16 protein-coding genes are annotated in these 15,478 nt (G+C 45.4%); 9 read left to right on the forward strand and 7 right to left on the reverse strand.

Going from position 1 to position 15,478, the window contains the following annotated elements; translation table 11 throughout:
• The first annotated feature begins 130 nt into the window (after window positions 1-130).
• A complete protein-coding gene (locus DY78_RS13625; RefSeq protein ID WP_024623656.1) occupies window positions 131-901 on the forward strand; it encodes a GntR family transcriptional regulator in 771 nt (256 codons plus the stop codon).
• A 173-nt stretch (window positions 902-1,074) separates the two neighbouring features.
• Here DY78_RS13625 and DY78_RS13630 read toward each other — a convergent pair whose 3' ends face one another.
• The 3 genes from DY78_RS13630 to DY78_RS13640 form a co-directional block, all read right to left on the reverse strand.
• Complete coding sequence (locus DY78_RS13630) at window positions 1,075-1,260, reverse strand: hypothetical protein (protein WP_024623655.1); 186 nt, start codon at window positions 1,258-1,260, stop codon at window positions 1,075-1,077.
• Between the two features lie 205 nt (window positions 1,261-1,465).
• Window positions 1,466-1,993, reverse strand: coding sequence for a GNAT family N-acetyltransferase (locus DY78_RS13635; protein ID WP_024623654.1), 528 nt, complete (start codon window positions 1,991-1,993; stop codon window positions 1,466-1,468).
• Window positions 1,994-1,996: 3 nt separating this feature from the next.
• Window positions 1,997-2,482 (reverse strand): GNAT family N-acetyltransferase, encoded by a 486-nt coding sequence (locus DY78_RS13640; protein ID WP_024623653.1) that lies wholly within the window; start codon window positions 2,480-2,482, stop codon window positions 1,997-1,999.
• Between the two features lie 226 nt (window positions 2,483-2,708).
• Here DY78_RS13640 and DY78_RS13645 point away from each other — a divergent pair, with 226 nt between their 5' ends.
• From DY78_RS13645 to DY78_RS13675, 7 genes are all read left to right on the forward strand, one after another.
• On the forward strand, window positions 2,709-3,176 hold the full coding sequence (locus DY78_RS13645) for an ASCH domain-containing protein (RefSeq protein ID WP_024623652.1): 468 nt from the start codon (window positions 2,709-2,711) through the stop codon (window positions 3,174-3,176).
• A 703-nt stretch (window positions 3,177-3,879) separates the two neighbouring features.
• Window positions 3,880-4,422 carry a helix-turn-helix domain-containing protein gene (locus DY78_RS13650; RefSeq protein ID WP_024623651.1) on the forward strand — a complete coding sequence of 181 codons (543 nt, stop codon included), beginning with the start codon at window positions 3,880-3,882 and terminating at the stop codon, window positions 4,420-4,422.
• Window positions 4,423-4,440: 18 nt separating this feature from the next.
• On the forward strand, window positions 4,441-5,538 hold the full coding sequence (locus tag DY78_RS13655) for an ABC transporter ATP-binding protein (RefSeq protein WP_024623650.1): 1,098 nt from the start codon (window positions 4,441-4,443) through the stop codon (window positions 5,536-5,538).
• Between the two features lie 12 nt (window positions 5,539-5,550).
• Window positions 5,551-6,384 carry an ABC transporter permease gene (locus tag DY78_RS13660; RefSeq protein ID WP_024623649.1) on the forward strand — a complete coding sequence of 278 codons (834 nt, stop codon included), beginning with the start codon at window positions 5,551-5,553 and terminating at the stop codon, window positions 6,382-6,384.
• Window positions 6,381-7,196 carry an ABC transporter permease gene (locus tag DY78_RS13665; RefSeq protein WP_024623648.1) on the forward strand — a complete coding sequence of 272 codons (816 nt, stop codon included), beginning with the start codon at window positions 6,381-6,383 and terminating at the stop codon, window positions 7,194-7,196. The genes DY78_RS13660 and DY78_RS13665 overlap by 4 nt, the downstream gene beginning before the upstream one ends.
• A complete protein-coding gene (locus DY78_RS13670; RefSeq protein WP_024623647.1) occupies window positions 7,193-8,263 on the forward strand; it encodes an ABC transporter substrate-binding protein in 1,071 nt (356 codons plus the stop codon). The genes DY78_RS13665 and DY78_RS13670 overlap by 4 nt, the downstream gene beginning before the upstream one ends.
• Window positions 8,264-8,689: 426 nt before the next feature.
• Window positions 8,690-9,457 (forward strand): CPBP family intramembrane glutamic endopeptidase, encoded by a 768-nt coding sequence (locus DY78_RS13675; RefSeq protein ID WP_024623646.1) that lies wholly within the window; start codon window positions 8,690-8,692, stop codon window positions 9,455-9,457.
• Between the two features lie 468 nt (window positions 9,458-9,925).
• Here the strand turns inward: DY78_RS13675 and DY78_RS13680 are convergent, their stop codons facing one another.
• A complete protein-coding gene (locus DY78_RS13680; protein WP_024623645.1) occupies window positions 9,926-11,128 on the reverse strand; it encodes an NAD(P)/FAD-dependent oxidoreductase in 1,203 nt (400 codons plus the stop codon).
• 193 nt (window positions 11,129-11,321) lie between these two features.
• A complete protein-coding gene (locus tag DY78_RS13685) occupies window positions 11,322-11,744 on the reverse strand; it encodes a MarR family winged helix-turn-helix transcriptional regulator (RefSeq protein ID WP_024623644.1) in 423 nt (140 codons plus the stop codon).
• Window positions 11,745-11,819: 75 nt separating this feature from the next.
• On the opposite strand from DY78_RS13685, the gene DY78_RS13690 reads away from it, so the two are divergent.
• The gene (locus DY78_RS13690; protein ID WP_024623643.1) at window positions 11,820-12,269 is read left to right on the forward strand and encodes a GNAT family N-acetyltransferase; all 450 of its coding nucleotides are present in this window, start codon (window positions 11,820-11,822) and stop codon (window positions 12,267-12,269) included.
• Window positions 12,270-12,296: 27 nt separating this feature from the next.
• On the opposite strand, the gene DY78_RS13695 is transcribed toward DY78_RS13690, so the two are convergent.
• Together DY78_RS13695 and DY78_RS13700 are read right to left on the reverse strand one after the other, a co-directional pair.
• Window positions 12,297-13,979, reverse strand: a complete 1,683-nt coding sequence (locus DY78_RS13695) for a subtype B tannase (protein ID WP_156093390.1) — start codon at window positions 13,977-13,979, stop codon at window positions 12,297-12,299.
• A 165-nt stretch (window positions 13,980-14,144) separates the two neighbouring features.
• Entirely contained in the window at window positions 14,145-15,335 is a 1,191-nt protein-coding gene (locus DY78_RS13700) for an acetate/propionate family kinase (protein ID WP_024623641.1), read from the reverse strand.
• Between the last annotated feature and the right edge of the window lie 143 nt (window positions 15,336-15,478).

Consider the following 15,478-nt stretch of genomic DNA (forward strand, 5'->3'; position numbering starts at 1 on the left):
TACCTAGATTATAGAGGCTGATTCGGCATCCGTCAATACAATTCATGCAAAAAATGGTATTCATCTCTTGAATTCATATCTAATTAGTACCTATAATGATATTGAAAATCAAAATAAAGAAGGTCTTACTATGCCAAAAAACACCACGCCTAAATATGTTGATATTTATAATCAATTACGCCACGATATTATCGCCGGAACATATCCAGCAGGGAGTTTTTTACCGACTGAAACCGACTTGATGACTCTCTTTAAAGCAAGTCGCACAACCATTCGTAATGCAATCAAACTTTTGAAAGCGGATAATTTTCTCCGAGTTACTCAAGGCCGAGGAACTGAAATCTTACCAGTCGAACGTCAACAAGGGTATGCGTTCACGTTAATGGGAAAAACTGAAGTCAGTACCGATTTCGAAGGGCGTAATACTGAAGATATCGTTGGTCAGCCTTCAACCATCGACGTCATTCCGGCCACACCTGACATCGCAAACAATTTAAACATTCGTGAAGCTGAAAAAGTTTATCGTCTGCAACGAGAAAAAATCATTGGCGATACTTCATTTTTATACGTTGTGAGCTACTTACGTTATCGTGACTTTGCTAATTTGGAAAAAAATGACGGTCAAATTTATTTTCTATACAAATTTCTTGAAGAGCATTACGGCACAAGATTCGTCTCAACAAAAATCAAAATCACCGCAACGGCGGCAGACTTTATTCAATCACGCTTATTAGATGTTCCAGTTGGTAACCCTTTGCTAGAACAAGCGCGTCATACGTATAGTGACAACGGCATTGTCGAGTATTCATTGAGTTACTGCCGACCTGAATACATGTCAATCTCAGTTTCAACTTCACCAGAAGACATTCAGCACAATCCATTTTTAACACGCGGTTTCTAACACCACTCAATTTCAAACAAATATGTCGTTAATCTACTTAAAGAAAAACAGCCTGATGAAAGTTTTCCTTTCATCAGGCTGTTTTTGCCCACACAATCTAAAATTTTTTAATTACCCGGATTTAAAATCGCAACAAAAAAGCCACGGCTCCTCAACCGTAGCTCACCCTAAACCTATTTCCGCCGTAATTCGTGGGCCGCATATTCCATGATGCCCAATAAAACGATAACGCTAATCGGGAACGTCACTGCGCTCATCATCAAACTAGCGGTTAATTCGAAGAAGTAAAAGACAACTGCTAATAATACAATCGCGGCAATCAACATTTCCGTGTCCACTTTGCCCCAGTGCTTGATCATTTTAAAATGACCTCCTATTAATTTTGTCGTACCGAGTGTAACACGAATCGCATCAGTTTATGAGAGCGTTATCTTAAGAATCCGATTAGAATTATTTTAATAATTGATAGTGCTGAAAAGCCCCGTCATTCCTGACAAAATGACTAGTTTATTTGGTTGAAACAACTAATAAAAACGCCCTTCTAAAAATGAAGGACGTTCCAGATTAAACTAACACTCGAGTCATGGTCGTGACGGCCAAACGACCATTATCAGCTAATGGTAAGAATAACTGGTCGCCGTCTTCAAAGCCGAGCTTTTCCCAGAACTGTTTGACGCCCGTGTCAGCCGTGACGCGGGTCAATTGCAAGCAGTGAATATCACTGTGTAAGGCCGCTTGCATTAAGCCGGTAATAATCACACTACCGACCGTTTTGCGTTGATAAGCGGAATTGACCATCAATAAGCCGACAAACATGAAGTCTTGTTCGGGATATTGATTCAAGACATCCAACACCGCCACCAACTTGTGCGCCAAATAAAAACCAAAGACTTGCTTTTGGTCCGCGGCCACTCCGGTTGGATGGGCCGTTAAGTCGTCAGCCATTTCCGCTAAGGTCAATTCGTTGGCGGAAAAGTATTGGTGGTAACGCGGATTACTTTGTTCCAGCGCTAATAATGCTTCTTGATCGGCCAGCGTTAATAATTTAATTTCAAAATTGGGGAGCTGTGCTTGTAACGTCGCTAACTTCATGGTTTACACCAGGGCTTTCTCTAAGTTGTACCACGTTTCACCCGCATGACTAGAATCCGCGACGCCTTGATTCGTATAGCCATTCGCTTCATAAAATGGGACGAGACGTTCTAAACAAGTCAACGCCATACTCGTACGGCTTTTGGCCCGGGCATCATTTTCTAAGGCCGTCAACAATTGGCTACCCACGTGTTGCTTCCGGGCTAACGGTGACACTGCGACAGTAAAGACGAGCTGATGACCGCCACGTTCTAAGTTCGTTGGGGTTTGGTCATACATTGCGTCTTCAATGTAACGTTGTGGCACGGCCGGACCCACGATAAAACCTAGGACCACAGCACCATCGCGCGCAACTAAAAACGTGTCTGGTAACTTGGTGATGCGTTCTTGGTAAGCTGCTTCACTGCCGGCTTCGTCCGCAGAAAAGCCGGCCTTTTCAATCGCCATAATTTGTGGCAAATCTGACATTTTAACCGGTGTAATTTGCATGCTAAAAAACCTCCTCAAAAAGTATCCTTATTATAGCAAAATTTGGCCGTTTTCGTTGGTTAGTTGGTTCCCTTTACGAGTAGCTAAAAATTACTGAAAACTGACTGCTAACGGTAACAAAACAGTGTCGAATATGTCGTTTTTTTAGTCAACATGCTATACTAAGGTTGTGAATTCGTTTACAATAACGCGAGTTCAACATTCTTATCGAAATTAGGTGAATGCTATGCCAGCACAATCAGCAGAACAATTATGGAAAGCTTATAACGAAACTACCGATACCAACGGAGCCTCATATCAAACTCGTTGGTTCGGCGAACAAAATAATCCCGCCGAAGTGCAAGCCTTCGCCGACGCTATTTTAGCCGGAACCAAGACTGCCACCACGACTCCACTTGATACGTATACCGCCGAACAAGTGGCGATTCCACAAGTTGGTGATTACAATGTCTTGTTAGACGGCAACATGAAACCAGCCGCAGTTTTAAAAACGGTGGTTTCCGAATTGATTCCATTTTACCGGATCTCCGGCGAACACGCTTATCACGAAGGTGACGGCGATCGTTCCATCGGCGACTGGCGCAAACGCAAGACCGAAGAATTCACCCCCGTGTTAGAAGAACATGGTCAAAACCTAAGTCCGGACACGCCCATGGTCAGCGAAGTCTTCGAAGTCGTCTACCGCAACAACTAAAAATTCAATCAGTGACGGCCTAAGACCGATGTGTCTTAGGTCGTTTTTCTTTCTAACTGGCATTTCCGGCTCCAGCTAACTGAAACGACGCTGTGGGGCAACCCTAGCGAGCCAAAAAGCGGTCTCGCTAGGCGGTTGGCAGCCTGACCAAGCCCGTCAGTCTACCAACACGACCCCGTCCCTAAGCTAGCAAAAAAACTAGCTAAGGGACGCGACACGGCGCCAACTCTGCCCACTTCCGGCTAAAAATTGTATTTCGGATTTAGTAGCGTGGACCAATACTTATGGTTAGCATGTCAATACTCAAACTGACTTGCTTTGAGTTCCCAGATTTCATTATAAATTTGTACGCTTATCTAATTAGCTACGTAATTGTCCACGCTGCTAAGGAAATCCTATTTAGCTACCAGCTGACCGTAATGGAATCCGCCATGCGGTGGCGTTGACGGGATTGGTTTTTATCCCGTCTACACCACGGACGTCTTTTGAGACTTGCTTTTCAGGCTCAAAAGCGAGGTTCAAGACCGCTTCTCAGGCTTGGACCGGTCCCCATGGCGGCTGGAATTACGATCAGCTGGTAACGGCGACTAAGCAAATACCCATGATTTTCCCTCTTGTCACCCGGAAAATTTCCGTTATAATTAAAGGTCGTACTAAACTTAAAGTTTACTGTTAGAAAACAAATAAAAGGTGGTGAACGGTCATGGATATCGGTCAGCGCATTAAAAACTTGCGCATGCAAAAACAACTTACTCAAGAAGAACTCGGCGAGCGTACCGACTTGAGTAAGGGCTATATTTCTCAATTGGAACACAATCAGTCGTCACCTTCGATGGAAACTTTCTTTGCGATTCTCGAAGTGCTCGGTGAATCACCGGCGGCCTTTTTTGCGCCGGAACCGCGGAGTGACAAGATTGTTTATCACCCAACTGAACAAACGACTTATGACGATGAAGCCCTCGGATATCAGCTAAAATGGTTAGTACCAGCCTCGAATGAAAATGAACTCGAGCCGGTCACGATTACCTTAGCTGAAAACGGGCGCTTCAAACCCTTTGAGCCCTCGCCAGCGGAGACTTTCATTACAGTCCAAGCTGGCAAGTTAAACTTACGCTTAGGGTCCAAACACTATACGGCCACTCAAGGTGACACGTTATATTTTCACGCTACGAAGGCGCATCAGATTAGTAACGCCGGGACCGAACCATGTACGTTCACCCTCGTTACCACCGCGTCCTACTTGTAGCTCAAGGAGGTTTTTAAATTGGCGGTTAATACGCAACCGATTATTCGGTTAACCAATGTATGTAAAAGTTATGGGGACCATCAGATCCTCAAAGATATTAATTTAGAACTCGAAGCTGGTAAATTTTATACGTTGCTCGGGCCTTCTGGCTGTGGCAAGACGACAATCTTACGCACGATTGCCGGTTTTACTGACGCCACGGCTGGTGAAGTTGACTTTGACGGGCAACGCATCAACGACTTGCCCGCTAACCAGCGCCAAGTCAATACCGTTTTCCAAGATTACGCGCTATTCCCCCACATGAACGTGGCCGAAAACGTGGCTTTTGGGTTGAAGTTACATAAAGTCGCCAAAGCTGAAATCGAGACGCGCGTTCAAGAAGCCCTCGCCTTAGTCCAACTCGCCGACTTTGGTGACCGCGAAATCAGTGAGATTTCTGGTGGGCAGCAGCAACGGGTCGCGATTGCGCGCGCGTTGGTCATGCAGCCTAAAGTTTTACTTTTAGATGAACCCCTCTCCGCGCTGGATGCCAAGCTCCGTAAAGACATGCAATATGAATTACGGGACTTGCAGCAACGCCTAGGTATCACCTTCTTATTCGTGACCCACGACCAAGAAGAAGCTTTAGCGATGAGTGACGAAATCTTTGTCATGAATGACGGTAAAATTTTACAAGGTGGCACGCCGGTCGATATTTATGACGAACCCATCAACCACTTTGTCGCTAACTTTATCGGCGAAAGCAATATTATTCCTGGTAACATGTTGCAAGATTACCAAGTCGAATTTGTCGGAAAAACGTTTGAATGCGCCGACGCCGGCATGCAAGCAGGCGAAGCCGTAGAAGTCGTGTTACGTCCCGAAGATTTAGATATTGTGGCCGCTGACCAAGGAAAATTAGTCGTCACTGTCGATTCACAACTCTTCCGAGGCAACTACTTCGAAATCGTGGCTTATGATAACGACCATAATGAGTGGCTCGTGCATTCAACTAATCCGGCTGACGAGGGGACGCCGATTGGGTTGACCTTTGACCCGCAAGACATTCATGTCATGCGGTTGCACGAAACTGAAGCGGCCTTTGATGCTCGCTTGGAACAATACGAAGACGATTAGGGGGTGGTGACGATGCAACGAAAACAACGTTTAAGTCGCAACACGGCTTATTTTGTCCCCTATATCTTATGGATTTTATTATTCGTCATTGCGCCCGTCTTATTATTGATTTATCAATCATTCTTTAACATCGACGGCCAGTTTACTTTCGATAACTATGTCACTTATTTTTCATCCAGCACCTATTTGATGATGACGGTCAACTCCGTTTGGTACGCTTTTTTAATTACCTTGGCGACGCTCTTAATTAGCTACCCCACGGCGTATTTGCTCAATGAAACCAAGCATCCGCAACTTTGGCTCCTGCTCATCATTATGCCAACGTGGATCAACTTGCTTTTAAAAGCGTACGCATTTATCGGCATTTTCAGTCAAGCTGGGATTGCCAATCAATTTTTGAGCTTTATCGGCATCGGCCCTAAACAACTCTTGTTCACGAATTTTAGTTTCGTATTCGTCGCTGCCTATATTCAAATTCCGTTCATGGTGTTGCCGATTTACAACTCCATCAGCGAATTGAAACCGTCGTATGTCAATGCTAGTCGCGATTTAGGCGCTACTAATTGGCAAACATTCAGTCGGGTCATCTTTCCGTTGACGATGCCGGGGGTCAAAGCCGGCATCCAAGCCGTCTTTATTCCTTCATTGTCCCTCTTCATGTTGACCCGTTTAATTGGTGGCAACAAAGTCATCACGTTAGGGACCGCGATTGAAGAACACTTTTTAACGACAATGAACTGGGGCATGGGCTCGACGATTGGTGTCGTCTTGATTATCGCGATGGTCATTATCATGTGGCTGACTAACGGTAACAAGCGCCGTTCTGGAAAGGGGCTGACGAAATGAAAACCCGGACTTTCAAATGGCGTAATTTATATTTATGGCTCGTCTTCATCGTGTTATACGCACCGATTATCTTTTTAATCGTCTACTCATTCAGTAAAGGCACCACGATGAACAATTTCCACGGGTTCACGTGGTCGCATTACCAAGACTTATTCGCCGATAGTCGCTTAATTGCCATTTTTCTGGATACGTTATTAATTGCGTTATTATCATCAATTATTGCAACCATTATTGGGGCGTTTGGGGCGCTAGGAATTAGCAACACGACCCGCCCGCTCACGAAAAACACGTTATTATCGCTGAACAATATTTTGATGGTGTCGCCCGATGTCATTATCGGGGCGAGTTTCTTGATTTTCTTCACGGCCTTGAAGATTCCGTTAGGCTTTGGCTCGGTATTATTGAGCCACATCGCCTTTTCGATTCCTATCGTCGTCTTAATGGTCTTACCGAAAGTCCAAGAAATGAGCACAAGTTTACTCGATGCCGCCGCTGATTTAGGCGCTAACAACTGGCAACTCTTGAGCCAAGTCGTGGTGCCCTATATCATGCCCGGCATCTTCTCCGGCTTTTTCATGGCCTTGACGTATTCCTTAGACGACTTTGCGGTCACCTTCTTTGTAACCGGGAATGGCTTTACGACCTTGTCCGTCGAAATTTATTCGCGGGCACGTCAAGGAATTAACTTGGAAATTAATGCTTTATCCGGTTTGATGTTCTTAATGGCCTTAATCCTCGTAATTGGCTACTACTTCATCAACCAATACAGCAGTCGGCATCGGCACGCCGCAGTTAGGGGGCGCCGGTCATGAAAAAATTAATTAGTGTGTTAGTCGCCCTCTTCGCGGTATGCGGATTATTAGCGTTTGGCGCCCATCATTTACAAGCCAGCACCGGTAGTACCGGTAAAAAAGTGCTGAATTTATACACTTGGGGCGATTATATTGACCCGAGTTTGTTGACGAAGTTCCAAAAAGAAACCGGCTACCACGTTAACGTCGAAACGTTCGACAGTAACGAAGCGATGTTTACTAAAATAAAGCAAGGCGGCACGAGTTATGACTTAACGGTCCCCAGCGACTACATGATTGAAAAAATGAAGGCCGCTAAATTATTGTTACCGTTAGACAAGTCCAAGTTAACTGGGATGAAAAATTACGACCCCCGCTTTTTGAACTTGGCATTTGATAAGCATAACCAGTATTCCGTGCCTTATTTCTGGGGGACGCTCGGGATTATTTACAATGACAAGTACGTCCAACCGGGCAGCATTCAACATTGGAATGATCTCTGGTCCAAGAAATACAAAAATAACATCATGCTCGTCGACAGTGCCCGCGATATTATGGGCTTCTCGCTAGCCTCAATGGGCAAATCAATGAACACGACGGACCCGGCGACATTGACGGTGGCCCGTAACAAGCTCAACCGCCTGTCACCCAATGTCAAAGCGGTCGTGGCCGACGAAATCAAGATGTACATGATTCAAAATGAAGCAGCGGTCGCGGTCGACTGGTCGGGGGAAGCGTCTGAAATGTTAGCCGGTAACTCCCATCTGCATTACGTGGTTCCCTCAGAAGGCAGTAACTTGTGGTTCGACAACTTAGTCATTCCGAAGACCGCCAAGCATTTCAAAGCGATCTACGCCTTCTTGAACTTTATGAGCGAACCTAAAAACGCGGCCCAAAACGCCGAATACATCGGCTACGCCACACCAAATAAAAAAGCGGAGGCGTTATTACCAAAAGCCATTCGCACGGATAAACAATTTTATCCAGATAATAAAACACTCAGTCACTTACAAATCTATTCCAACTTATCCCCAGAAAATGTCGGATTGTATAACGATTTGTACTTGGAATTCAAGATGCATCATTAAGCAACCAAAGATCTAAGTAGCATTAACGACAAACTGATGCCAATTCAAAATCGTTCAAATTAAGTAGTGTCCCAGCCGCAATCCCTAACTGCGCGCGGGCCGCTACTTTTTACTAACTAATTGTCACACTGATTTTGTTAAATCACTATTTAGGTGGTCGTTACTAAGCTGGGCACCGTGTCGCCATATGCTGGTGGCGGGTTTGGCCACTAGCCTATGGGGGGCGACTTTTTAGACTGGCAACGGGTTATCGCCGGGCTAAAAAGCGCCCTGGCGACCGCATTTTGGCGCCAGGTCTCCCCCACGGTGTCCGGCTTAGTAACGACCGCCGACAACCTAAATAAACCGTTTTCGCATCTGATGCTTAATTATGCTATTCTAAGGCTATTAACTTGGGGAAACTATCTTCTATTGGGGGAATGTTCAATGCGCAAATTTTTTCGTGGCTTCGGTTTAGCCATTATTTTATTCATCTATGTCATCGCTTTGTTTTTCATCGCCGCCCTTTTGATTCACTACACTAAAATGCCCACACGCTGGGTCGGCATTTTCCAAGATGCCTTCGTCTTACTAGGTGTGTGGTTGTTCAACCGCTATATTGCGCATGTGCCCATCAACTGGTGGCAAGGTCGGCAAATGTGGTTACAACTTTACCAAGCCCTTCCCGCCATCATCGTGGTCGGCTTGCTAGCAACGGCCAATTTGGCTCAGATTGTCCACTTGCCATTCAGCGTCTTGATGGTCTTATATCTCGGCTACATCATCTTAGTCGGGTTAACGGAGGAATATATCTTCCGGGGCGTCTTAATGCCGTTATTTGCCCGCAGTTTCCCGAAACGTCCACTGGTGGCCGTCGCCTTATCCAGTGTCTTATTCGGGGGCTTACACATCATGAACAGTACTCACTTATCGCTGACCTACGTCTTGCCACAAATTCTGTTCGCCATGGCGATTGGGACCTTATTTGCGAGCTTGTATGCCCGGACGAAAAACTTGTTATTGCCGGTGATTTTACACGCATTAACTGATTTATCCGTGGTCGTCCAATTACTCCAACATCCCAACAGCAGCGCCAATTTGAATTTCAGCAGTGAAGTTTCGATGTATGTTTCCATCTTCTACGGCACTCTGTTAATTGTGGCGATTGGCGTGGCTAGTCGCCAATTGCGGCACGTTAAGATTCAAACAGACTAACTTTAATCTTGGCCCAGTCAAATATGGGAAGGACCAAAAAGGCGCTGACCCCAAAAGCTGACGCCCAACAATCTTGATAATATCACCAACAAAACAGCTACCAATTAAATTAATCATGGAACACCAAGGGCCCCCGCTAACAGACATAGCGGGGGCCCTTTATGATATAAAAATAGTTTAGTCAGGTGTCAGCAAAAATAGCGCACACTAAAAAGGCACGACCACTATTGTAGCCGCACCAATTTCGAGAAAAAATCAATTTAGTTGTGAGTCAGTGGTAATGGAAGCCGCCGTGCAAGTGGCGTTAGTTCGGTGTGCTTTTCGCCGAGCTTACGGCACCGACATCTTTGAAGATTGGTGAATTGTGCCGAGCTTCAAAGTGAGGTTCGAGACCGCTTTTCAGGCTCGAACCGGTCGCCACGGCGGCTGGAATTACCGCTGACTCACAACGGCAAACCACCAATAATTTTAATGGTATAAATCAAAACGACCTTTACTGAAGACCGTGCTCAAGTGGGCACTTTCCATCAAGGAACGGTCGGTGATAATTTTCTTCAACGCTGAAGCAGGATAGCCTTTAACCGGTCGATTATTACTGAAGATTTCGCCAATCCCATCGCGATCACTCAACGAAGCCACGGTCCCACTGGAATGGTAAACGAATGGCGTGGTTGCTTGACCAGCCCGTAACGCACCAATATTTTTCGCCGCTTGTTCCCCACAAGCTAACGCAATTTGGGCTGTCGTTGGATAAGGGCGGTTGCTGCTAGGATCCATGACCGCCGAAACATCCCCGATGATAAAGACTTCCGGATGGTCAGCTAATGACAAGTCCGGCTTAACGACCACGCGGTTACGGCGTTGTTCAAAGCCTGAGTCGGCAATGACATGCGACCCACTGACCCCAACCGTCCAAATAATCGTGTTGGCGGTAAATTCATGTTCATTCTTATCAGCATCGCTATAAACGACCGCCCCAGGTTTGATGGCTTCAATGCTAGCGCCTAACCGCATTTCAACATCATGGTCAGCCATGAATTTCAACGCATAGTCGCGTAAATCTTGATTAAACATTGGCAAAATGGATGGCATCCGTTCCAAGCAAACGAGTTTAATCGCTGGAGTTTGATATTTGGCACTCAATTTTGGCAACGATTGGGTTAATTCACCTAGTAATTCAATCCCGGTAAACCCGGCCCCACAGACGGCAATCTTTAAGTCGTTGTGGTCGTTAGATTCCGCATAGGCCCGCACGCGGTCTTCAATATGTGCATAGACCGCTTGCGAAGTCGCCAAATCATCCATTGGTAACGCATTTTCGTCGGCTCCCGCCACGCCAAAAGTTTCCGATTGGAAGCCCAGTGCGAGGACTAAATAATCATATTCGATATCGGCATGGTCTTCAAAGCTGACCGTCTTCGTTTCAACATCCACGTGGTTGACCGTTGCTTGAATAAAGTCAACCCGGCTACTAATTACCGTTTTAATATCATAAGTAATTCGGTCGGGCGCAATCGTCCCCGCGGCGACCTCGTGTAAGTTCGTCTTTTCGGTATGCGTTCCTGTCTGATCAACCAAGATCAATTGATCCTCTTTAGGTAAAGTCTTTTGTAAAAATTTGATGGCGCGCATCCCAGCATATCCGCCACCTAATACTAAAGTTTTAGCCATGGTTAGTTAGCCCCTTTCATCATATCATTAGCGTCCGGCACCGCGATAACGCGCAACTAGTCCCAGTCGCTGTCCCCATCGCCGGTCCATTAAGGCGTAACCGGTTCCGTAATTACCTATTATCGTACACTGAACGCCCTGAAAAATCAGCTAAAACGCCATATAAATTTCTTGTTCACAATTTATTAGTAACCTACTCAATTTTATTTTGAATATTAGTTTCAACAACCGTTAAGCTTTCGAATAATAATTGTTGTTGCCCCGCTGTTAATTTATCATCAACTAAATTCGCACACCACTGTTCGTACGCGTGCAACTCCGGATACAACGCTTTTCCAGCCGCCGTTGGATATAAACAGCGGACTTTTTTATTATCGGGATGGGCAGTCTTAACCACGTACCCTTTCTTGATTAAGTTCTGGACCGCGCGATAATTCGTCGTGCGGTCCATCTTCATCTGGTCAGCCAACTGACTAAAAAAGAGTCCGGGCTGCTCACAAATGCGAATTAAATAAATAAATTGATTGTTATTAAGTCCATATTGGGCAAAGCGCTGGTTACCTTCATTCATAACCAAGCGCGAAATCGTCCCCATTAAACGTAACGTTGGAATCATAGCTGCCTCTTTCCATGATTGCATATGCAATCATTTGGTGATAAACTAGACCCCATGCTTAAGGAGGTCCTTTTCATGTGGTCTATTAAAACTTTTTCCGAATTAACGACAACTGAATTATACGCTATTTACCAATTACGCGTCAAAACGTTCGTTGTCGAACAACAACGGCTTTATCAAGAAGTCGATGACATCGACCCACATGCGGTCCATATCTTTAAAACCGTGAATAATAAAATCGTTGCATATGCACGCGTATTTATGGAAGACGGCCATGCTAGTTTTGGCCGGGTCGTCGTTGACCAAAGTTTGCGTGGTCAACACTTAGGCCAACAATTAATGGTCCAAGTCATGACCGTATTAGCAACGCGCTTTACGGGTCAGCCCATCATTATCGAAGCGCAAGTTCAAGTGCAAAACTTCTATACCCGCTTTGGGTTCACGGCTGAAGGCACACCGTTTATTTTCCACCATACCGAACATATCAAAATGGTCCGCGCGGCCGACACAAAAAACTTGGCTTAATCGTTAACGATTAGCCAAGTTTTTTGTTTACATTTTGCTATTCAACCATTTGAACATGGCATTTAAGTCATAATCACCGGCGTGACCAGTATTCCATTGCACATGGTAATTGACATCGGCGCCTGCATTCTTCAACTTCTGTGATAAGAGCGTTGGCACGGCCACCGACGTATTGGCGTCTTTTTCACCGTAACGAATCCAGAAATGTTTGGCTAAGGTCGCATTATCGCTCCCAATATAAGCCATCGGATTCATCAATTTCACGATACTACTGTCGGCTTGGGTCGCTTGCTTAGCGGTATTACGTTGCATACTGAAGTTCGTAAAATGCTTGGCATTGGTCGTACTATCGCCAAATTCAATATTTTCCGCGTTACTAATATCAAAGGCATCGAATGCCGGGGTTGCTTTCGACCGACCGACAGATTTGAAGTATTTCGTCAAATTAACGGCGGTTACTTGCTTGTTTTTAATCGTTAACCACGGGTATTTTTTCGTCGTAATCGTCGTCCCGTTGTCGAGGGCCGTTTGCGCCGAATTCATGATTTCTTTTTCAACTAAGGTCGCAAAGCTCCCCGTCCCATCACTATTCAGCTGTAACTTAGTACTGCCATTTTTCAAGTTCAGGCCGTTCACATACGTTACAAAGTCCGCTTTAAGTTGCTGCGACGCCTTTTTTTGCTTGGTCGTTAGCGTCGTCGCCGTATTGGTTGACCCCGGCGTCCCGCCACCGCTGATGCTATTAATACCGTTGAACTGCCATTCATACGCACTGTCCGCATGATCTAAGTTCGTAATCGGACAAAATGCTACCGCCGTATAAATATTGTCCGACGTATTAGCGGCCCCGATAGCTTTCAAATAAGGAGCGTACGCTTTACTGTTCCCAGTTGAACCCAATAAGGCCGACAACGCACCACCAGCGCTAGTCCCATCGGAAATGATTCGGTTCGTGTTGCCCGGCAAGCGGCTAGAATTATATTTCAAATACCGCACCGCTGCTTTTAAATCAACAATCCCCGCGGGTGCCTTCCCAGTATACTTACCGTTTTGTTTGGCATCGCGGCCCCGGGCACCCGGGGCGGCAACAATATAACCTTCGCTAATCGCTTTTTGACTCGCACTCGTTGTGGAAGCCCCACCGTTAGCGTTTAAGCTCGTACTACTGCCACTACCACTGGGGGCTTTTCCGCTCGGCTTGGTACCACTCATCTTGCCGGTACTCCCACTCGGAGCGGCTCCACTGCTACTACCGCCAGTTAAGGTGCCCGCCGTACCCGACATGTAGCCGCCAACATTATTCGGCATGAAAATCGGCGCCGTCGTCTTGGTATAACCATTGATTTTCCCGTTATGGAAATACTTTTCCGGCACATAAATATTCATCGTTTGATATTTCGTGCTAACCGGCTTGCTAACATACGTCAAATTCGTATAACACCGGACTTTGATTTTCTTTTTATTAACCGTAATCGTCTTGGTCGTGTACTTTTTCGTATCCAACTTCAGGCTCTTCGCTTTGCCGGAATACGTTGTGCCACCCCGATAGTATTTCACCGCGTGTTGATAAGTCACATTACTCAAAATTTTCGTATTACTACTGCTCGTGCTAGCCGACTTTTTGGTTGTCGAAGCACTATTATTGCTGGCACACGCCGCTAACCCTAATAAGCTGACGGCACATAGTGAGACCGCTACTACTTTTTTCAAACGCATTGATACCACCCCATTATTACGTATTTAATATCTCCACTGTCAATATAACAAAGTTAATTCAACAGACTAACGATTTCCACTTGTGAATTTTACGGTCCACCTCATAAAAAAACGAGCCTAGACAATTGTCCAAACTCGTTCTTCAATTCTAATGTTAAGTTACTTATTGAGGCGTTCCACATCACGAACAAGCATTAATTCTTCGTTAGTTGGGACGACCATCACAGTCACTTTTGCCCCGTCTTGGCTAATCACTTGTTCTTTGCCGTGCATGTGGTTCTTTTCTTCATCCACAGTAATGCCAAAGTAGCTCAATTGTTTCAAGATGCGCGCCCGCATCGCAAATGAGTTTTCACCGACACCAGCAGTAAAGATCAAAGCATCGATCCCGTTCATTTCAGCAATGTAGCTCCCAATATACTTCACAACGCGGTTCGCAAAGATTTCCAAGGCTAATTCTGAACGTTTGCGTTCGTCTTTAGTCTTATCCAAATCCCGCATGTCCGGTGACAAGCCTGAAATCCCAAGCAAGCCGGATTTGTGGTTCAAGATATCAATAAAGTCTTGGACGTCAGAAATACCGAGATGCCGCATCAAGAATGGAATAATTGACGCATCGATATCCCCAGAACGAGTACTCATCGTAATCCCAGCTAATGGGGTGAAGCCCATCGACGTATCCACGGCCTTGCCATGGTCAAAGGCAGTGATTGAAGCACCTGAGCCTAAGTGCAACGTAATTAATTTCAAGTCTTCCAACGGTTTGCCTAAGATTTCCGCTGTCCGATGAGCGACGTAACGGTGACTGGTCCCATGGGCCCCATACTTACGGGCACCAAATTTTTCATAATATTCATAAGGGATGCTGTATAAGTAATTTACTTCGGGCATCGTTGCGAATAATGACGTATCAAAGACCGCCACTTGGACTGTCTTAGGTAATAATTGTTCGAATACTTCAATATAGTAAGCTTGCGTTGGGTTATGTAACGGCGCATATTCGGACAAATCTTTAATCTTCTTCAAGGTCGTTGGGGTAATCACAACAGAATCCTTGAATTCTTCACCACCAGCCACGATACGGTGACCAATCCCGGTAATTTCGGATAAATGTTCGACAATCCCGTCACTCTTTAAGCGGGTCAATACCATCGCCGCGGCTTCTTGCGCGTCGATTTGATCGTGGGTTTCAGAATACTTCTCCCCACCAGCTTTTTTAATTTCAAATACTGAATCCGGTAAACCTAAGCGATCAACCATGCCGGATGCAATCACGGTTTCTTCTGGGACGCTAAATAACTTCCATTTTAAAGTTGAGCTCCCTGCGTTAATAGCTAATACTTTTCCCATCTGTCAATTCCTCCATCCATCGTTTAGTGTGCCTAATGCCAGTTTACCATTATTGTTTGCGCTTTCAAGAACTTAATGGAAATGTGCCTATATGGTAGATTGTAAAATTAATCCGAACGCTGTTCGGACAAAAAAGATCAGCT

Source organism: Lactiplantibacillus fabifermentans DSM 21115 (genome assembly GCF_000498955.2).
Lineage (GTDB): Bacteria > Bacillota > Bacilli > Lactobacillales > Lactobacillaceae > Lactiplantibacillus > Lactiplantibacillus fabifermentans.

Coding starts and splice junctions, on each gene's coding strand:
- DY78_RS13625 (WP_024623656.1), top strand. CDS start 131: ATGCCAAAAAACACCACGCCTAAATATGTTGATATTTATAATCAATTA.
- DY78_RS13630 (WP_024623655.1), bottom strand. CDS start 1,260: ATGATCAAGCACTGGGGCAAAGTGGACACGGAAATGTTGATTGCCGCG.
- DY78_RS13635 (WP_024623654.1), bottom strand. CDS start 1,993: ATGAAGTTAGCGACGTTACAAGCACAGCTCCCCAATTTTGAAATTAAA.
- DY78_RS13640 (WP_024623653.1), bottom strand. CDS start 2,482: ATGCAAATTACACCGGTTAAAATGTCAGATTTGCCACAAATTATGGCG.
- DY78_RS13645 (WP_024623652.1), top strand. CDS start 2,709: ATGCCAGCACAATCAGCAGAACAATTATGGAAAGCTTATAACGAAACT.
- DY78_RS13650 (WP_024623651.1), top strand. CDS start 3,880: ATGGATATCGGTCAGCGCATTAAAAACTTGCGCATGCAAAAACAACTT.
- DY78_RS13660 (WP_024623649.1), top strand. CDS start 5,551: ATGCAACGAAAACAACGTTTAAGTCGCAACACGGCTTATTTTGTCCCC.
- DY78_RS13665 (WP_024623648.1), top strand. CDS start 6,381: ATGAAAACCCGGACTTTCAAATGGCGTAATTTATATTTATGGCTCGTC.
- DY78_RS13670 (WP_024623647.1), top strand. CDS start 7,193: ATGAAAAAATTAATTAGTGTGTTAGTCGCCCTCTTCGCGGTATGCGGA.
- DY78_RS13675 (WP_024623646.1), top strand. CDS start 8,690: ATGCGCAAATTTTTTCGTGGCTTCGGTTTAGCCATTATTTTATTCATC.
- DY78_RS13680 (WP_024623645.1), bottom strand. CDS start 11,128: ATGGCTAAAACTTTAGTATTAGGTGGCGGATATGCTGGGATGCGCGCC.
- DY78_RS13685 (WP_024623644.1), bottom strand. CDS start 11,744: ATGATTCCAACGTTACGTTTAATGGGGACGATTTCGCGCTTGGTTATG.
- DY78_RS13690 (WP_024623643.1), top strand. CDS start 11,820: ATGTGGTCTATTAAAACTTTTTCCGAATTAACGACAACTGAATTATAC.
- DY78_RS13700 (WP_024623641.1), bottom strand. CDS start 15,335: ATGGGAAAAGTATTAGCTATTAACGCAGGGAGCTCAACTTTAAAATGG.